The sequence below is a fragment of the Herbaspirillum camelliae genome (assembly GCF_001929405.1).
Taxonomy (GTDB): domain Bacteria; phylum Pseudomonadota; class Gammaproteobacteria; order Burkholderiales; family Burkholderiaceae_D; genus Herbaspirillum; species Herbaspirillum seropedicae.
In genome coordinates, this window is record NZ_KV880769.1 from 836,804 (window position 1) to 855,057 (window position 18,254).

Consider the following 18,254-nt stretch of genomic DNA (forward strand, 5'->3'; position numbering starts at 1 on the left):
CTAATGGGTCTCCTGTTGATGTTGCGTGAGTGATTCAACGTTGACCAGATGCTGTACAACTCGCTCCATCTTCATGAAGCGTGAACCTTTTACCAAAACGGTCGCGCCTTGCGGCGCGGCCTGCTCCACCGCCGCATTGAGTGCGGCGATGTCGTCGAAATGCAGGGCCTGCGCAACACCTTGCAGTGTTGCGCCATAGGCCGTGACGGCGTGTTTCGTCAATTCGCCCAGGCCGAAGAAGAGCGGGATGCCACGGTTGCGCGCATAGGCGCCAATCTCGGCGTGGAACTGCGGTCCCTGGTCGCCGACCTCGCCCATGTCGCCCAGCACCAGCACGCGGGGTCCGGCGATGGCGGCCAGCACGTCGATGGCGGCGCGTACCGAATCCGGGTTGGCGTTGTAGGTGTCATCGATCACCAGCGCGCCGCTTCTGGCCTCTTTGCGCTGCAGGCGGCCATTGACCGGGGCGAAGCTCTGCAGCCCGCGCACCACGGCCTCGACAGCGATACCGGCCCCGAGCGCGCAGGCGGCGGCGGCCAGGGCATTGCGCACATTGTGCTCGCCCACGGCGGCCAGCTCGACCTTGAATTGCGCCGGCGGCACGGCCAGGCCCTTGACGGTGACCTGCAAGGTGCTGCCAAAGGCCGTGGCCTGGTAGCTGGCGCTGACATCGGCTTGCGCATTCAGGCCAAACGTCAGCACGCGGCGGGCACCAGCCTCTTCGCGCCAGAGCGCCGTGAAATTGTCATCCGCTGGGAATACGGCTACGCCATCGGCCGGCAGATGGCGGATCACCGCGCCGTTCTCGCGCGCCACCGCTTCCACGGTGGCCATGAATTCCTGGTGCTCGCGCTGGGCATTGTTGACCAGGCCCAGCGTGGGCGCGGCGATGCGCGAGAGCACCGCGATCTCGCCCGGATGGTTCATGCCCATCTCGATGACGGCGGCCTGGTGCTGTGCGCGCAGGCGGAACAAGGTCAGCGGCACGCCGATCTCGTTATTGAAATTGCCACGCGTGCCCAGATAGCCCTCCTCGCCAAAAGCTGCTGCGAGGATGGCGGCGATCATTTCCTTGACGGTGGTCTTGCCATTGCTGCCGGTGACGCCAATGACCGGAATCTGCCGCTGCATGCGCCAGCCATGGGCGATCTGGCCCAGTGCGGCGCGGGTGTCGGGCACCACAATGGCCGGCAGCGTCAGCCCCGGCGGTACGCGTTCGACCACCACGGCGGCAGCGCCCTGGCCAGCCACGGCGTCGAGGAAGTCATGGGCATCGAAACGCTCGCCGCGCAGGGCGACGAAAACGTTGCCGGGCTTGACCGCGCGGCTGTCGGTGACGACGTCATTGAGCGCCAGCAAGCCGGCCGGCGCATTGACCACGCCCGGCACGGTATGCGCGGAGGCGGCTGCTTCGGCGGTGCGCAACCATTCCAGCATCTGGCGGAAATCGAATCGCATCATGCGCCTCCCATCATGGTCGAGCGCGCAGCCAGCGCCAGCGCGACATGGTCGGCATCAAGGAAGGGCAATTTCTTGCCGGCGATTTCCTGGTAGGACTCATGGCCCTTGCCGGCCAGCAGCACCACGTCAGCCTTGGTGGCATGACGGATCGCCCACAGGATGGCGCCGGCGCGGTCCGGCAGCACCACCGGTTCGACGCGGCTCATGCCGGCGCGAATCTGGCCGATGATGGCTTGCGGGTCTTCGCTGCGCGGGTTGTCGCTGGTCAGCACCACTTGGTCGGCCTGCTCGGCGATCTGGCCCATCTGCGGGCGCTTGCCGGGATCGCGGTCGCCACCGCAGCCAAACACGCACCACAGCTGGCCGCCCCGCTGGGTGGCCACCTGGCGCAGGGCAGAGAGAGTCTTGTCGAGCGCATCAGGCGTATGCGCGTAATCGATCACGATCAGCGGCACGTCGGGGCCGCCGAATTGCTGCATGCGGCCCGGCGCGGGAGTCAGTGCGGCGGCCGCAGCGACCACGGCATCCCAGGCCACGCCCTGCGTGAGCAGAACGCCCATGATGCCCAGCACATTGCTGACGTTGAAGCGTCCGACCAACTGTGTCTTGACTTGCCCGCTGGCAAAGGGTGAATCGACATGGAAGACGGTCCCGGTGTGGCTGCTGCGCAGCTGGCTGGCGCGCAGGGTCGGCACGCCGTGCGGGTCGCCGCCCTGCTCGTCGGCAATGGCGTAGCCGATCACCGGCACCTTCCGCTCGGCCAGCAGCGGCAGCAGGCGCTGGCCCATGTCGTCATCCAGGTTGACCACGGCGTGCTTGAGGCCCGGCCACTGGAACAGCTTGCGCTTGGCGTCTTCGTAGGTCTGCATGTCACCGTGGAAATCCAGGTGATCGCGGGTGAAATTGGTCAGCAAGGCGACATCCACGTGCATGCCGTTCATGCGACCCTGCGCCAGTCCGATGGAGGAGGCCTCGATGGCCAGCGCACCCACGCGACCCTGCGCCAGCTTGGACAGGCTGCGTTGCAGCAGCACGGCGTCCGGCGTGGTGTAGCCAGTGACATCGAAGCCTTGCGGCTTACCGTTGACGAAGCTGCCCACGCCCAGGGTGCCAATCACGCCGGCGGCGCTGGCGCCAGCCAATCGCGAGAGCGCGATACCCAGCCAGTAGGCGCAGGAGGTCTTGCCGTTGGTGCCGGTGACGGCCACGGTCAGCATGCCCTGGTCGGGCTGGCCATACCAGGACGCGGCAATCTCGCCGGCGCGCGACTTGAGGTCGGCCACGGCCAGGTGTGGCACGTCGATCTGGGCCGGCCAGGTGAAGCCGGTCGCTTCATAGACCACGGCGGCGGCGCCACGCTCGACCGCGTCGGCAATATAGGAGCGCCCATCGGCATCGCCCACGTAGGCGAAGAAGACATCGCCGGGCACCACGCGGCGCGAGTCCGATGTCAGCTGCGCAGACGGTGCGGCCTGGCGCAGCCAGGCCTGGATGTCTTGGAGGTCCAGAACACGCTCGGGCATCACATGCTCTCCTCAAGCGGTTCTTTGGGAATGATGATGTTGGTCACGCTGGAGTCCGGCGGAACATTCAGCGCGCGCAAGGCGTTGGCGGCCACGTTGGCAAACACGGGACCGGCCACCGGGCCGCCATAGTGCTGACCTTGCGGCTCGTCGATCATGACCGAGATGATCAGGCGCGGGTCCGACATCGGGGCGATGCCCGAGAAGGACGCCACATACTTGCGCACATACTTGCCACCCTCGATCTTGTAGGCCGTCCCGGTCTTGCCGCCCACGCGATAGCCCGGCACCTGCGCCTGCGGCGCCGTACCGCCCGGAGCAACCACGGTTTCGAGCATGCGGCGCATCTGCAGGGCAGTATCGGCCGAGATCACGCGCTGGCCGATGGGCGAATCGGTGACCTTGGTGAAGGACAAGGGAATGATGTCGCCATTGCGGGCGAAGATCAGGTAGGCGTGCGCCAGCTGGATCAGCGACACCGAGATGCCGTGGCCGTAGCTCATGGTGGCCTGCTCGATGGGGCGCCAGGACTTGTACGGACGCACCCGGCCAGCCACCGCGCCCGGGAAGCCGAACTTGGGCTGCTGGCCGAAGCCGACCGTGGTGAACATTTCCCACATCTCTTCCGGCGGCATGCCCAGGGCGATCTTGGCGGTGCCGATGTTGGACGACTTCTCGATGATCTGCGCCACCGTCAGCGGACCGTGGGCGTGCGAGTCGCCGATGGTGGCGGTGCCGATGGTCATCTTGCCGGGGGCGGTCTGGAATACGGTGGAGGGCGTGACGCGATGGGTGTCCAGCGCCAGCGCCACCGTGAAGGGCTTCAGGGTCGAGCCCGGCTCGAAGGTGTCGGTCACGACTCGGTTGCGCAGCTGCGCGCCGGTCAGCACCGAACGGTCGTTGGGGTTGTAGGTGGGCAGGTTGGCCAGCGCCAGCACCTCGCCGGTCTTGGCGTCGACCACGATGATGCCGCCGGCCTTGGCCTTGAACTTGTCCACCGCTTCCTTCAACTGGGTGAAGGCGATGTACTGGATCTTGCTGTCGATGGACAGGGTCAGGTCGCGACCATCGTGCGGCTCGCGGATGGACTCGATGTCTTCCACCACGCGACCCAGGCGATCCTTGATGACGCGGCGGCTGCCGGTCATGCCGGCCAGGGTCTTCTGGGCGGCCAGTTCCATGCCGTCCTGGCCGGCATCCTCGATATTGGTGAAGCCGACCACGTGCGCCATCACCTCCCCTTCGGGATAGAAGCGCTTGTATTCCTTGCGGGTCTCGATGCCGGGGATGCCCAGCTTGACGATCTTGTCGGCGGTATCCTGCTCGACCTGGCGCTTGAGGTAGACGAAGCTGCGGTCGGAGTCGAGCTTCTTGCGCAGGTCGGCGTCGCTCATCTCCAGCAGCCTGGCCAATTGCACCAGCTTGTCCTTGGGCGCGGCCTGGACATCTTCGGGGATGGCCCAGATGGCCTTGACCGGTACGGACGAGGCCAGCACCTGGCCGTTGCGGTCGGTGATCTTGCCGCGCGTGGCGGGCAGCTCCAGCGTGCGGGCATAGCGCGAGGCGCCCTGCTTCTGCAGGAAATCGGTGGACACACCCTGCAGCCACAAGGCGCGCAGCACCAGCGCGACAAAGGCGACGAACAGCACGAACAGCACGAAACGCGAGCGCCAGGCCGGCAGCTTGACCTGCAGGATGGGATTGGAGGAAAACGCCACGCCCTTGGAAGCAGCCACACGGCCGCCGGACAGGTTGGTGCGGGGAGGCATCTTGGTCATGGCGCCCCCACGGTCAGGTATTGGGTACGGGCGGCCGAGACCGGCACCATGCCCAGGTCACGCCGGGCCAGTTCCTCGATGCGGGCGTTCTTGCCCAGCGTGGACTGGTCCAGCTGCAATTGCGCCCAGTCCACGTCGAGCTGGCGGGCCGCGCTCTGGGCGCGCTCCAGTTCGATGAAAAGGCTGCGTGCCTTGTATTGCGCGCTCACCACCGACAGCGCGCACGCCACCAGCAGGATGGTCAGCAGGAGGCACAGGCGGCCGGTCACGCCGAGGCTCCTCGGGCGGGGGCGGGCGCGGCCACGATCAGCTCCAGGCCGCGCATGACGGCCGAACGCGCGCGCGGGTTGGCCTCGACCTCGCCGGCGCTGGGCATGACCCGCGGCAGCAGGCGCGCCGGCGCCTGCGGCAGGTCGACTGCACGAATCGGCAGGCGGCGGTCGGGCTGCGGCGCATGTGCCTTGGAGGCCATGAACTGCTTGACGATGCGATCTTCCAGCGAGTGAAAGCTGATCACAACCAATCTCCCGTGCTGCGCCATCTGGGCAAAAGCCTTCTCCAGTCCTACTTCGAGTTCTTCAAGCTCTTGATTGACGAAAATCCGTACAGCCTGAAAGGTACGAGTGGCCGGGTCTTTGCCTTTCTCGCGGGTTTTGACGGCTTGTGCCACGAGCGCGGCAAGCTGTCGTGTGCTTGAAATTGGCTCGACTGCCCGGCCAGCAACAATCTTCTTTGCAATCTGAAGAGCAAACCGTTCTTCCCCATAATCTCGTATCACCTTTGCAATCTGCTGTTCATCCGCCGTTGCCAGCCATTCCGCTGCCGACACGCCGCGTGTGGTATCCATGCGCATGTCCAGCGGGCCATCGAGCCTGAAACTGAAACCGCGCGCAGCGTCATCCACCTGCGGCGACGAAATACCCAAATCCATCAACACCCCGTCCACGCGGGCAATGCCGCGCTCGGCCAACGCCTGGTCCATGGTCGCGAAGCTGTCATGCACGATCTCGAAACGCGGATCGGCGATCTTCTGCGCCGTGGCGATGGCCAACGGGTCCTTATCAAATGCGATCAAACGGCCCTGCGGGCCCAACCGGGACAGGATGGCGCGGCTGTGACCGCCGCGACCAAAGGTTCCGTCCAGAAAAACGCCATTGGCGCGCTCGCCCTCGATGGCCAGCGCGTCCACGGCTTCTTCCAACAGCACGGTGCGGTGCTGCAGCTCGGGCACCGGTTGCAAATTCATCTTGTCCGGCCGTCAGAAGGAAAAATTACTCAACACATCAGGCATGCCGCCCGCCACAGCCTCGGCTTCGCTTTCGGCCAGCTTGACGGCATCCCAGATTTCGAAATGGCTACCCATGCCCAGCAACATCACGTCGCGCTGCAGGCCCACGGCCGCGCGCAGTTCGGGCGCGATCAGGATGCGACCGACGCTGTCGAGCTCCACGTCCTGGGCGTTGCCCAGGAAGATGCGCTGCCAGGCGCGAGCCGACATCGGCCAACTGGCGATCTGCTCGCGATGCGTCTCCCAGGTCGGGCGCGGGAAGAACAGCAGGCAGCCATGCGGATGGCGCGTCACGGTGGCGCGCCCTTCGCACTGCACCATCAGGGCGTCACGATGCTTGGCCGGAATGGTCATCCGTCCTTTGGCATCGAGATTGAGTGCTGACGCGCCCTGGAACACTGTGTTTTCCTTCGCCTGTGGCGAGTGAGATTACTGGGATTGCTGATCGGGGTGTCTTGTCGCGAAGGGCAAATGCAAATGACTTTGCAAAAACGCCCCACAAAAAAACACTTTTTGACACTGCCGCCCACTTTAGAGGATGCACTATGGCAGGTCAAGCGGTATACGCAGGGAAAAACGGGGATTTTGCTAATAAAGTCAAAGACTTAGCGCACTTCCTTAACACACCGTTGCGAGAAGTTTTTCGAACTAAATGAAGGACTTAGCATTTACATTGAAGGTGCAACCTGAGCTTTACACATGTGTTTCGCGTCAGAATTGCGTAACGACGGGCATTTGCGCGGAGTGGACGAGCTTGCCTGCACCACCAGAAGGCAACGATAAGAGACCACAATAGAAGAGGGTCGGCACGACCTGATTTGCGAGTGCCGAGAAAGATCGACATGGATTTTGCAACGCAACTTTAGTTCATCGCAGCGCGGCAAATTCCTCCCGAATCGTCATCAAATGGGGGGGCAACGCGTTTTTGCTTTGACTTCCGCGCCGCCCACCTTTTACTATCCGTGTCTTTGGGAAGATCGAAGCGCCAGTACGGATATTTTCCGGGCTGCTCGCCAGCGTCGAAAGACCGGTCGATTTTTTTCAATCAAGGCTGGATGCGTCCAGGTCAAATCGGCTCAAAACGCAGATAGGGCTTGCGAATCCGGCTCATTCCAGTGCTAAAATCTGGGCACCTTAACAGTGAAAGGAATTTTCAAGTGAACAAATCTGAATTGGTTGACGTTATCGCCGCCGACACCGAGATCTCCAAGGCAGCAGCCCAGCGCGCGCTGGACTCCGTCATCGAGAACATCATCAAGGCCGTGACCAAGGGCGATACCGTGCAATTGGTTGGCTTCGGTTCCTTCTCGACCGGCAAGCGCGCTGCCCGTACCGGCCGCAACCCGCAAACCGGCGAAGAAATCAAGATCGCCGCTGCGACCACCGTCAAGTTCTCGGCTGGCAAGGCTTTCAAGGAAGCCGTGAACAAGAAGAAGAAATAATTCCGCATTTGAATGCCATGAACCAGGTTCATGGCATTCAAATCGAAAGCCGGCCCCTCCAGGCCGGTCCTTCTCCCGCAATAAGCCGCGCAGCACCTCCCCTCTCCCGCTTTGCCCCTCCGTTGACAACCGCTTCAGACCTTGGCTGTGGCTCTTGCTTTGGCTCGTCCATCCGCGCCTGGCGGACCAGCCCGGCTTGTCCGAGCCGAGCCTGTGAACGGACTCAGCGGCCCAGGTCGGCCAGAGGATGGCCACCCTGGGCCCAGGGATCAGCGAAGAACCCTTCCACCCACGCCGGCGTGGCCTGCTTCAGCGAGGCCGGATTCCATCGTGGTTTCTGATCCTTCTCGATGATCAGCGCGCGAATGCCCTCGACGAAATCGGGCCGCGCCGCGCAATGCAGCGAGACCACGAATTCCAGCCGGAACACGTCGGCCAGCGACAGCGGACGCACCTTTTTCTGCAGCGCATACCCCAGCCAGGCCGAACCGGGCGCACCAGCGCGCAATGTCGCCTGGGCCTTGAGCAACCAGGTGTCATCGGTCTGCACAACCAGGATGGCGTCAACGATCTCCGGCAGGGTCGGCAGGCGGCACAGCGCCTCGATCTGGTCGAAATGGGAGCGCAAGTTGGACGGCGCAAACGCCGCCACCCCCTCCCGCCGCGACGCCGCCTGGGCGCCGGCCAGGACGCGGTCGAGCAACTCGGCGTCGCGTCCCTGGCCCCAGGGCTGCGACAGCAGCGCATCGAACACTGCTGCCTTGGACGCATGCGCCACGCCATAGTCGGCCAGCCCCGCGAAAAGCGCGTCATGGGCATTCAGGTTGGCCCCGGTGAGCGCCAGGAAAATCCCGGTCTTGCCCGGCATGCGCGCCAGGAACCAGCTCCCGCCCACATCCGGATACAGGCCGATGGATATCTCGGGCATGGCCAGGCGCGACTTTTCGGTGACCACCCGATGGCTGCACCCGGCCATGAGACCAATGCCGCCGCCCATGACGATGCCATGTCCCCAGCACAGGATGGGCTTGGCGAAGCTGTGGATAAGATAATCCAGCCGGTATTCCTGTTCGAAGAATTCGGCCGCATAGCGATTGGCGCGGATATCCTCGCGCGCCGGCGAGGCATGATGCTCGCGCATGGAGCGATAGAGCTGCTGCAGGTCGCCGCCGGCGCAGAAGGCCTTCTCGCCCTGCGCCTGCAGGATCACCATGGCCACGTCCGGATCGGCCTGCCATTGCTGCAGTTGCGGCGTCAGCAGCCGCACCATCTCCAGCGAGATGGCGTGCAGCGTCTTTTCGGAAGCGAGGGTGGCGATGCCGATGCGGCGGCCATTGGCGGCCGTCAGTTCTTCGAATACCACGGGGGCGGCGGCTTGGTTCATGGGTCTCCTGGGGTCGCTGGCGCGCCCGCAGTGCCCACGGGCCGCAGTGTTGTTATGAACGGATCGAATTCAATGAAGCAGGCCGGTAGGCCGGATTCTGTTACGGCGGGAAACCCGCTATGACAGCCATTCCTCTAGGCGACGGATTGCTCCGCCGCTCAAGCTTTCTACCCGCACGCTCCGCGAGCCACATCAACGCGTGCCTATTTGAAATTGCTCCAGGTGGAGGTTACCGCGTTTCACCGTAACTTAATACGCTCGTCTCTGTGGCCCTGTTCCTCGCCTTATACCGGCTTGCGCCGGCTTTCAGCGGACGGCCGTTAACCGTCACCCTGCTCTGTGGAGTCCGGACCTTCCTCCCGCCGCCTCCTTGCGAAGGCGGCCAGCGGCTGTCTGGCCTGCATCGGGCGCTATTGTAGCGCAGCATGCACCCGCCCCGGCGATTGCCATGCGCAAAACGCTTGTGCGCACACGCAAAGCTCATGCCGATTCGGCATGTGACACCTGCGCGGCTCTTCGGTAGTCTGATGCTGATCCGCTGCAGGCCACGCGCCACGCGGTTCTTCACAGACTTCGACGAAACACCATGCATATTTGCGTCATGGGCGCCGGCGTGATCGGCGTTACCACTGCCTACCGATTATTGCAGGATGGCCACCAGGTCAGCCTGATTGATGAACGCGACCAACCCGGCGCTGGCACCAGCCAGGGCAACGGCGCACAGCTGAGCTACTCCTATGTGGCGCCGCTGGCCGATCCTTCGGTCTGGTCCAAGTGGGCCTACTACCTGTTCAGCAAGGACTCGCCGCTGACCTTCAAACCCACACTGGAGGCCGCCCAGTACCGCTGGCTGGCCGGCTTCCTGCGCTGCTGCAACGCCGGCAGCGTGCGTCAGACCACCATTGATCTGCTGCAACTGGCCTTCTACAGCCGCGATCAACTGACCCAGTGGAATGGCAGCCTGAAGCTGTCCTTCGACCACCAGCGCTCCGGCAAGCTGGTCATGTTCACCGATGCCCAGGGCCTGGAAGCGGCGGCCGGGCAAGTGCAGTTCCAGGCCCAATACGGTTGCCAGCAGGAAGTACTGGACGCGGCCCAGTGCATCCGCATCGAACCCGCGCTGGGCCGTTCGCAGCGCGACTGGGTCGGCGGCGTCTATACACCCAGCGAAGAGGCCGGCGACTGCCCCGCCTTCTGCCGCGCCCTGGTCGCGGCCATGCAGGCGGACCCGAATTTCCGCTTCATCGGTGGCGCCAGGATCACTGCCGTGCGCCGCCAAGGCAGCGCGCTGAGCGCGGTACAGGCGGGCAATGAATGGATCAGCGCGCAGCGCTTCGTGCTGGCACTAGGCGCAGACAGCGCCGACTTCGCGCGCCAGCTCGACCTGCGCCTGCCGCTCTATCCACTCAAGGGCTACAGCATCACCGTCCCGTTGGAAGATGAGGCCAGCCGCGCGGCCGCCCCGCAGGTATCCATCACCGATATCGCCAGGAAGATCGTCTACGCCCGCCTGGGCCAGCGACTGCGCGTAGCCGGCCGCATCGAACTGGTCGGGCAGGACCGCAGCATCCCGCCGCGCGCCATCGCCGAACTCAAGCAGGGCATGCGCGAACTCTTCCCGGACTGCGTGCTGGGCGAGGACGCCCGGCTGTCGCCGTGGATGGGATTCCGCCCGGCCACTCCCAGCGGGGTTCCCACTGTCGGCGCCTGTCCTGTGGACAATCTCTATCTCAACATCGGCCAGGGCGCCCTGGGCTGGACGCTGGCCTGCGGCAGCGCGGCGCTGATCGCCGACCAGATCGCCGGCCGGCCATGCAGCATCGACGACACGCCCTTCCGCTACCGCGCCTGAAGAAGTTTCATGCCTTAGCCGCCCATTCAGACTTACCATGGAGCCTCGCCAGCCTCTTGCTGGCCTGATCCATGGGAGACGAAAGATGCGGGAAAACCGGCTGCGCACCCTGTTCGCGCAACAGCAACTGGCCCTCTCGGGCTGGGTATCGATGGGCAACGCCCTCCTGGCCGAAGTGATCGCGCACAGCGGCTACGACGCCGTGACAGTAGACCTGCAGCACGGCCCCTTCTCCATCGACGCCGCGCTGCCCATGCTGCAGGCCATCTCCAGCACTCCCGCCGTGCCGCTGGTGCGCTGCTCCGAAAACAGCCTGGGCGAAATCAACAAGCTCCTCGATGCCGGCGCCTATGGCGTGATCTGCCCGCTCATCAACACCGCGGCCGATGCCGAGCGCTTCGTGCGGGCCTGCCATTATTCGCCGCGCGGCGGGCGCAGTTATGGTCCGGCGCGCGGCTTCCTGTATGGCGGCGCGGATTACTTCACGCATGCCAACGCCACCATCCTGACCCTGGCCATGATCGAGACCCGCGAAGGCTATGCCAACGCCGAAGCGATCCTGCTGACGCCCGATCTGGACGGCATCTTCATCGGCCCCAGCGACCTGGCCATCGAACTGGGGCTGGCGCCGGACGCCTACGACGATGTACGCCTCAACGAGGCCATCGATCATCTGCTGGCGCTAGCGCGCAAGCTGGGCAAGTACGTGGGAATCTTTGCTGGCACCATGGAGATGGCCCAGCGCATGAAGGGCATCGGCATGGACCTGGTGGTGCCGGGGACGGATATCCAGCAGATCAAGGCGGAGGGGGCGCGGCGGGTTGGGGCGTTGCGGTAATGCGCGGCCAGGATCAAAAAAATCGGCAGGCATTGCGCCTGCCTAGTCAGTAGAACTTATCCAGCGAAACTGATCTGCGGCTTCAAGCCTAGCTTGCCCGCCAGGGTAACGAGCATATCCAGGCTGAAATCTTCGACCTTGCCTTTCATCAGCCGGGAGACTCGCGGTTGCGTAATACCGAGCTCCTCAGCGGCCTTGGCCTGGGTCCACCCCTTTTCCTTGAGTCGCTGCGAAGTTTGCGCCAGTACCTTCACGCGCATGAGCATGACTTCAGCCTCGGCAGGCTCGAAGCCCAGGTCGATGAACACGTTGCCGCTGCCGGGGATGCTGCTCTCGTCGCTCCAGCGGGGATCAGTCGTTTGCATTTTCACCCTCCTATCATTCTGTAACGTCTTGCTGCCAGATCGATATCCGCCTTTTCGGTTTTTTGCGTTTTCTTCTGGAAGGCGTGAAGCACATAGATGGCTTCAGCAAACTTGGCCACATACATGACACGAAATGGGCCACTAGCCTTGTCCCTGTAACGAATCTCATAGACGCCTGCACCCACCGTCGGCATCGATTTGAAATCGCTGGGTTCGAGACCGAATTGCACACGCGCCAACTCGCCGCCCAATGCCCGCCGGACATCGTCCGGCATATCGCGCAGGTCGCCCAGACTGGAACCGAGAAAACGGAGTGGCTTCATCCGGGAATAATACAAGTACTTACATATTTATGCAAATACCTGAATATTCCTCAACACTCACTCTGCTTAAGTCCGCACCAACCGCCCAAAGAACGGATAGTTGGGATCGTTATACCCATGGGTGGACGCATGCCCCGGCGTCACCAGCGAATCCACCAGCGCCTCTTCCTCGGCACTGATCTTCAATTCCGCCGCATCATAGTAATCCTCCATCTGCGCCAGCGTACGCGGCCCGGCGATGACGCTGCTGATGGCCGAGTTGGCCAGCACCCAGGCGGTGGCGAACTGGCCCAGCTTGACGCCGCGCGCCTCGCAGTGCTGCTGCAGGCGCTGCGCGATCAGCAGCGACTCATCGCGGAACTCGGTTTCCATCATGCGCTTGTCGCCGCGGCCTGCGCGCGTATCCTGCGCGGGCTTCTGGCCGGGCTGGTACTTGCCGGTCAGCACGCCGCGCGCAATCGGGCTGTACGGCACCACGCCCAGGCCATAGTGGGCGCAGGCCGGCAGGATTTCCACCTCGGGCTGGCGGTTCAGCAGGTTGTAGTAGGGCTGGCAGACCAGCGGCAGCGGTACATTGTTCTTCTCGCACAGGCGCACGATCTCGGCGATGCGCCAGCCCCGGAAATTGGAGACGCCAAAACCACGGATCTTGCCCGCGCGGATCAGGTCGCCCAGCGCCTGAACGGCTTCTTCCAGGTTCTCGTCCTGGTAGTCGCGGTGCATGTAGAGGATGTCGAGGTAATCGGTATCGAGCCGCTTGAGGATGCTCTCGGTCTCGCGCACGATCCAGCTGCGCGAGTAGTTCGACTCATTGGGCTTGCCGCTCATGGCATTGCCCAGCTTGCTGGCCAGCACCCACTCGTGGCGCTGCCCGGCCAGTAGCTTGCCGACGATTTCCTCGGACTTGCCCTTGGTGTAGACGTCAGCGGTATCGATGAAATTGACGCCGTGCTCACGCGCCGAGGCCACGATGCGGCCGGACTCCTGCAGGTCGGTCTGGTCCCCGAACATCATGGACCCCAGGCACAGGGCCGATACCTTGAGATTGCTCTTGCCGAGGCGACGATAGTGCATGCTGTCTCCGAATCAAAAATGGGTGTGGATAAGTTAACTGCTGGCAGCCGCTCATTCTAACGTCCGGCGATCCCTGAGGCTGGCGCTACAGCACCGGCGCTTCCTCTTCCTGCCAGCGGCGCTTGTCGCGCAGCGGCGGCGCGCCGAACAGGCGGCTGTATTCGCGACTGAACTGCGATGAGCTTTCATATCCCACCCGATGCGCGGCGGTAGCCACGCTGGCGTCGGCGGTGAGGATCAGCTTGCGCGCTTCCTGCAGCCGCAGGTTCTTCTGGTATTGCAACGGACTCATGGCGGTCACCAGCTTGAAGTGGTGATGCAGCGACGACACGCTCATGTGGACATCGCGCGCGATATCGTCGATACGCAGGGCCTGATCGTAGCCGTCCTTGATCAGGCGGATGGCCTTGGCCACGCGGTTCATCTGGCTGTCCTGCAGGACGGTCTGGCGCAGCAGTGCGCCCTGCCCGTTCATCAGCAGGCGGTAGAGGATCTCGCGCCGTATCATCGGCGCCAGAATGGGCACGTCGGCCGGTCTCTCCTGCAGGCGCAACAGCCGCAGCACGGCGTCGAGCAGATCCACATCGAGGCGGTTCACATACAGCCCGCGGGCGGCTCCTTCGCTGGCCTGCGCTGCCGCAGGCAAGTTCTCGTCGCCGATCAGCTCGCCGATCTCCTGGGTATCGAGCTCCAGCCGCAGACCCAGGTAAGGCTCATCGGGACTGGTCACCATGACCTTGCCCACCACCGGCAGGTCCACCGAGGCGACCAGGTAATGCATGGGATCGTATTCGTAGATTTCATCACCCACGAAGATGCGCTTGGAACCCTGCGCGATCACCGCGAAGACCGGCTTCTGCACCGCATGCTTGGGGCCGCTCGGACAGGTGATGCGATAGATTTCCATGTTGGGGATGGCCGTCTCCAGCATCCCCTCCACGCCAGTGGTGTAGTGCTCCAGCAGTTGCAGCAACTCCTGCTGCATGGCCTGGAAGCGCGCATCCTCGGCTGCCGGTGCGGGCGCGGGGGCGGTGTCATGCGCTTCAGGCAACAGCAGCGTAGCGGCATCCTCGATGGTGTGCAGATCGAGCTCCATAAGCTTCTCTCTTTCGAAAAACAGATGCAACTTTAGCGCGGACCGGCAATTGCACTATCCTCCGCCATCAATTGCCAGAGGATCAGGCAAGAAGTTTGCAGAATCAGGTATGCCACAACACGAATGAGCGCAGCAATGATGAGGCCATCATCCCGCAACACCCTGCCCCAGCGCGAATCCACCTGAAACTCCAGTCACAACAGGCAGAGGATCAGGCAAGAAATCGGCAGCTTTCGGCACGTGCAAAACACGCCTGGCCCTGCATAATCCTCGCCGAACCCAAGCAGACATCAACGACCTCAGAACACGCTCTCGGCGATGTTGTATTGCTCCACCACGTTGCGCACGGTAGTGGTCTCGGCTTTGTCGACGAAGCGGCATTCGCTCTCTTCCATGCCCATGGTGCAGGCCTTGTGCAGCGGACAGGTGGCGAACAGCTCGGCCACCCAGTCCACGAAGGCGCGCACCTTGGGCGAGAGATGGCGGTTGTGCAGGTAGACCACCGAGATCGGCATGGGCGCCGGCTTCCATTGCGACAGCACTTCGACCAGGCGGCCTTCATCGATGTGGCGCGTGACCATGTACAGCGGCGCCTGCACCATGCCAAAGCCCTGCAGCGCGCATTCGACGTAGGCATCGGCCTCGTTGACCGCCAGCTTGCCGTTCATCTTCACCTCGCGGGTGACGCCTTCGACCACGAAATCCCAGTCGATGGTGCGACCGGTGCGGCTGGAGAAGTAATGCACGGCCTTGTGCTGCTGCAGGTCTTCGATGGTATGCGGCACGCCGTGCCGTTCGAGATAGGCAGGCGCAGCGCAGGTGACGGTCTGGAAGGTGCCGATGCGGCGCGCCACCATCGACGAATCCTGCAGCTCGCCGATGCGGATGACGCAATCGACCGCTTCCTGCACCAGGTCCACGGGGCGGTCGCCCATGCCCATCATCAACTCGATATCGGGGTAGCGGGTATAGAAATCACACAGGTTGGGCAGCAGCATCAGCCGCCCGACCGAGGCCGGCACGTCGATGCGCAAGCGCCCCTGCGGACCGCGGGTGACGTTGCGGAAGGACTGCTCGGTCTCGTCCAGGTCAGCCAGGATGCGTACGCAGCGCTCGTAGTAGGCCGCACCATCGGGCGTGAGACTGATGCGGCGCGTGGTGCGGTTCAGCAGCCGCACCTGCAGCATGCTTTCCAACCCCTGAACCAGGGTGGTGACGGTAGTGCGTGGAAGGTTCAGGTTGTCGGCAGCGCGCGTGAAACTGTTGGCATCCACCACGGCGGTGAAGACCTGCATGGCCTGGAAACGGTCCATTGCTCTCTCCTTGAGGCCGTCTTCCCGGCAAGACCGGGGCGGCAAACGGGGCAAAAACGGGGGCAAGGATACAGGTGGCACAGGTGGATCAAGCCCGCACCGCCCCCGGCGCGCTGGCCTGCCTTGATCGGAGAGCCGCTCCGCCCAGCCGGGCAGATCTCTCCAATTTAGCTCAAATTTCAGCAATTAACAGCATTTAATACCAAATCTGCATCATCGCCCTTCTACGTGCAGCATCGCATGAAGGCCCGCCGGCGCCGTCACCGGCACTTTCGATCTCATCACGGAGTGCAATTGTGAAGGAACTTATCACTGCGATTGTTCGGCGCAACCGAACAGTGTTGTTGGATTATAGGTGTTTATTCGTACCCCTGCTGTGGCGCACAATCCGCTCCATTCTTGGACCAGTGGCTCATGCCCAGGCGCACATCATGCAAGGCTCGTCTTCACTCGATATCCGCGATTTCTTCGTTCCCGGCCCGCTGGGGCGCATTCCCGTGCGCCTCTACCTGCCGGTCACACCCTTGGCGCGCGGCCAGAAGCGCCCGCTGGTGATGTACTTCCACGGCGGCGGCTTCGTCAGCGGTTCGCTGGAGGACGCCGACACCCCGGCGCGCTTCATCGCCGAGCATGGCCAGTTGGCCGTGCTGTCGGTGGGCTATGCGCTGGCCCCGGCCAAACCCTTCCCGGCTGCGCCCGAAGACGCCTTCGCCGCCGCCACCTGGGCGTGCAAGAACGCCGCTGAACTGAAGGTGGACCTGGACCGCATGGTGGTGGCCGGGGACGACGCCGGCGGCTGCCTGGCCGCCAGCCTGACGCTGATGACCCGCGACCGCTGCGGCAAGCCGCTGGCCGCGCAGGTGCTGATCAGCCCCATGCTGGACCCGAGCATGCGCCTCTTGGGTGACGCCGCCCGCCTGCAATCGGACCTCACCGCCGAGACCTGCGCGGCCAGCTATCGCCAGTACCTGCCGCAGACCATGCAGCGCCTGCATCCCTATGCCGCGCCGCTGGAAGTGAGTCGCCTGGCGGGCTTGCCGCCGGCCTTCATCGCCACCGCCGAGCGCGACGTACTCTGCCCCGAGGCCGAGAAATACGCCTCCAGCCTGATCCGCGCGGGCGTACCCACGCAGGTCTCGCGCTTTGTCGGCATCACCCATGCGGCGCTGCGCACCCACCTGCCGCTGCTGACCGAGATCGTCAATTTCCTGCGATGTCGCTTCGCCAAGTTGCAAGGCAATGCACTGCACCCTGAATTCCTGCCCAACAAGCTCCAACCCTCCACACCATTCTGAGGATAAGAAAATGCAAACTCCTGCTCCCCTGCGCAAGCGCTTCGCTCTTACTGCTACGGTCCTGGCCGTCATCGCCCTGTCGGTCGGTGGCGCGATCTCGGTCGTGGGCCTGTCGGCCAACGCCACCACCGCGCCCAGCGCGGCGGCGGCCGGCGCTCCGGTCGATGTGGCCGAGGTGGTCCAGCGCCAGATCATCGACTGGCAATCCTATTCGGGCCGCATCGAAGCGGTCGATCGCGTCGAGGTCCGCCCGCTGGTCGGCGGCACCCTGACCGCCGTCCACTTCAAGGATGGCGCCCTGGTCAAGAAGGGCGACGTGCTCTTCACCATCGATCCGCGTCCGTATGAGGCCGAAGTGGCGCGCGCCGAAGCGCAACTGGCCGGCGCCGAAGCGCGCGCCGGCTATACCGCCTCCGACCTGGCCCGTGGCCAGCGCCTGTTGGGCGACAACGCCATTGCCAAGCGCGATTTCGAAGAGAAGCAGAACGCCTCGCGCGAAGCGTCGGCCAATGTTGCCGCCGCCCGCGCGGCCCTGCGCGCCGCCCGCCTGAACCTGGAATACACCCGCATCACTGCTCCCGTCTCGGGCCGCATCTCGCGCGCCGAAGTGACCGTGGGCAATGTGGTCAACCCGGGTGCAGCCAATGCGCCGCTGACCACGCTGGTATCGGTGGCCAAGGTCTATGCCTCCTTCGACGTGGATGAACAAAGCTTCCTGAAATACGTGAACCCGGCCCGCGCCGCCGGCGCCACCGTACCCGTGGAACTTGGTCTGGCCAATGAAGACGGCTATTCCCGCAAGGGCCGTGTCGGCTCGGTGGACAACCGTCTGGACATCGCCTCCGGCACCATCCGCGTGCGCGCCATCTTCGACAATGCCGACAGCCAGCTGGTCCCGGGACTGTATGCCCGGGTGCGACTGGGTGGCGGCGAACCGCACCAGGCCGTGCTGATCGACGAGAAGGCCATCGGCACCGACCAGGACAAGCGCTTCGTCATGGTGGCCGACAAGGACAACCACGCCAACTATCGCCAGGTGGTGGTGGGCGCTGGCCACGACGGCCTGGTGGTGATCGAAAAGGGTCTGCAGCCGGGTGAACGCATCGTGGTCAATGGCCTGCAACGCATCCGCCCGGGTGACGCCATCACCCCGACCGTGGTGCCGATGCAGGTGCAGACCGCTGCTGCCGCGCCTGCCGCCGGCAAGGCCTGATCCGACACC

The 18,254-nt window shown here is 63.9% G+C and carries 17 protein-coding genes and 1 other RNA gene; 5 read left to right on the plus strand and 13 right to left on the minus strand.

All coding sequences use genetic code 11. From position 1 onward, the window contains the following. The 6 genes from BGK68_RS03840 to mraZ are packed head-to-tail and all read right to left on the minus strand — an operon-like array spanning position 1 to position 6,449. A complete protein-coding gene (locus tag BGK68_RS03840; protein ID WP_075256000.1) occupies positions 1–1,461 on the minus strand; it encodes a UDP-N-acetylmuramoyl-tripeptide--D-alanyl-D-alanine ligase in 1,461 nt (486 codons plus the stop codon). After that, the gene (locus BGK68_RS03845; RefSeq protein WP_075256001.1) at positions 1,458–2,984 is read right to left on the minus strand and encodes a UDP-N-acetylmuramoyl-L-alanyl-D-glutamate--2,6-diaminopimelate ligase; all 1,527 of its coding nucleotides are present in this window, start codon (positions 2,982–2,984) and stop codon (positions 1,458–1,460) included. Before BGK68_RS03845 ends, BGK68_RS03840 begins: the two co-directional genes overlap by 4 nt. Beyond that, a complete protein-coding gene (locus BGK68_RS03850) occupies positions 2,984–4,762 on the minus strand; it encodes a peptidoglycan D,D-transpeptidase FtsI family protein (protein ID WP_075256002.1) in 1,779 nt (592 codons plus the stop codon). Before BGK68_RS03850 ends, BGK68_RS03845 begins: the two co-directional genes overlap by 1 nt. Beyond that, positions 4,759–5,031 (minus strand): cell division protein FtsL, encoded by a 273-nt coding sequence (gene ftsL, locus BGK68_RS03855; protein WP_013232377.1) that lies wholly within the window; start codon positions 5,029–5,031, stop codon positions 4,759–4,761. The genes BGK68_RS03850 and ftsL overlap by 4 nt, the downstream gene beginning before the upstream one ends. Next, a complete protein-coding gene (gene rsmH / locus BGK68_RS03860) occupies positions 5,028–6,008 on the minus strand; it encodes a 16S rRNA (cytosine(1402)-N(4))-methyltransferase RsmH (protein WP_075256003.1) in 981 nt (326 codons plus the stop codon). The genes ftsL and rsmH overlap by 4 nt, the downstream gene beginning before the upstream one ends. A gap of 12 nt (positions 6,009–6,020) precedes the next feature. Continuing rightward, positions 6,021–6,449, minus strand: a complete 429-nt coding sequence (mraZ, locus tag BGK68_RS03865) for a division/cell wall cluster transcriptional repressor MraZ (RefSeq protein ID WP_075256004.1) — start codon at positions 6,447–6,449, stop codon at positions 6,021–6,023. Positions 6,450–7,207: 758 nt separating this feature from the next. Here mraZ and BGK68_RS03870 point away from each other — a divergent pair. Beyond that, positions 7,208–7,492, plus strand: coding sequence for an HU family DNA-binding protein (locus BGK68_RS03870; protein WP_006465510.1), 285 nt, complete (start codon positions 7,208–7,210; stop codon positions 7,490–7,492). A 223-nt stretch (positions 7,493–7,715) separates the two neighbouring features. Here the strand turns inward: BGK68_RS03870 and BGK68_RS03875 are convergent, their stop codons facing one another. Both BGK68_RS03875 and rnpB read right to left on the minus strand, forming a co-directional pair. Beyond that, a complete protein-coding gene (locus BGK68_RS03875) occupies positions 7,716–8,876 on the minus strand; it encodes an enoyl-CoA hydratase/isomerase family protein (protein WP_075256005.1) in 1,161 nt (386 codons plus the stop codon). A 70-nt stretch (positions 8,877–8,946) separates the two neighbouring features. Then, positions 8,947–9,281: RNase P RNA component class A (gene rnpB, locus BGK68_RS03880), an RNA gene on the minus strand. A gap of 181 nt (positions 9,282–9,462) precedes the next feature. Here rnpB and BGK68_RS03885 point away from each other — a divergent pair. Both BGK68_RS03885 and BGK68_RS03890 read left to right on the plus strand, forming a co-directional pair. Beyond that, the gene (locus BGK68_RS03885; RefSeq protein ID WP_075256006.1) at positions 9,463–10,728 is read left to right on the plus strand and encodes a D-amino acid dehydrogenase; all 1,266 of its coding nucleotides are present in this window, start codon (positions 9,463–9,465) and stop codon (positions 10,726–10,728) included. Positions 10,729–10,813: 85 nt separating this feature from the next. Next, entirely contained in the window at positions 10,814–11,566 is a 753-nt protein-coding gene (locus BGK68_RS03890; RefSeq protein WP_075256007.1) for an HpcH/HpaI aldolase family protein, read from the plus strand. A gap of 56 nt (positions 11,567–11,622) precedes the next feature. Here the strand turns inward: BGK68_RS03890 and BGK68_RS03895 are convergent, their stop codons facing one another. The 5 genes from BGK68_RS03895 to BGK68_RS03915 all read right to left on the minus strand — a co-directional run bounded on the left by BGK68_RS03895 (position 11,623) and on the right by BGK68_RS03915 (position 15,737). Then, positions 11,623–11,931: a helix-turn-helix domain-containing protein gene (locus BGK68_RS03895; RefSeq protein WP_075256008.1), complete on the minus strand. Its 309-nt coding sequence runs from the start codon at positions 11,929–11,931 to the stop codon at positions 11,623–11,625. Positions 11,932–11,933: 2 nt separating this feature from the next. After that, positions 11,934–12,254 (minus strand): type II toxin-antitoxin system RelE/ParE family toxin, encoded by a 321-nt coding sequence (locus BGK68_RS03900; RefSeq protein ID WP_075259665.1) that lies wholly within the window; start codon positions 12,252–12,254, stop codon positions 11,934–11,936. A gap of 66 nt (positions 12,255–12,320) precedes the next feature. Next, positions 12,321–13,328, minus strand: coding sequence for an aldo/keto reductase (locus BGK68_RS03905; RefSeq protein WP_075256009.1), 1,008 nt, complete (start codon positions 13,326–13,328; stop codon positions 12,321–12,323). Positions 13,329–13,413: 85 nt separating this feature from the next. Then, on the minus strand, positions 13,414–14,424 hold the full coding sequence (locus BGK68_RS03910; RefSeq protein ID WP_075256010.1) for an AraC family transcriptional regulator: 1,011 nt from the start codon (positions 14,422–14,424) through the stop codon (positions 13,414–13,416). A gap of 299 nt (positions 14,425–14,723) precedes the next feature. After that, positions 14,724–15,737 (minus strand): LysR family transcriptional regulator, encoded by a 1,014-nt coding sequence (locus tag BGK68_RS03915; protein ID WP_075256011.1) that lies wholly within the window; start codon positions 15,735–15,737, stop codon positions 14,724–14,726. A gap of 431 nt (positions 15,738–16,168) precedes the next feature. Between BGK68_RS03915 and BGK68_RS03920 the strand changes: the two genes are divergently transcribed. Together BGK68_RS03920 and BGK68_RS03925 are read left to right on the plus strand one after the other, a co-directional pair. Next, complete coding sequence (locus tag BGK68_RS03920; protein ID WP_407645622.1) at positions 16,169–17,032, plus strand: alpha/beta hydrolase fold domain-containing protein; 864 nt, start codon at positions 16,169–16,171, stop codon at positions 17,030–17,032. A 10-nt stretch (positions 17,033–17,042) separates the two neighbouring features. After that, positions 17,043–18,245 carry an efflux RND transporter periplasmic adaptor subunit gene (locus tag BGK68_RS03925; RefSeq protein ID WP_075256013.1) on the plus strand — a complete coding sequence of 401 codons (1,203 nt, stop codon included), beginning with the start codon at positions 17,043–17,045 and terminating at the stop codon, positions 18,243–18,245. The last annotated feature ends 9 nt before the right edge of the window (positions 18,246–18,254 follow it).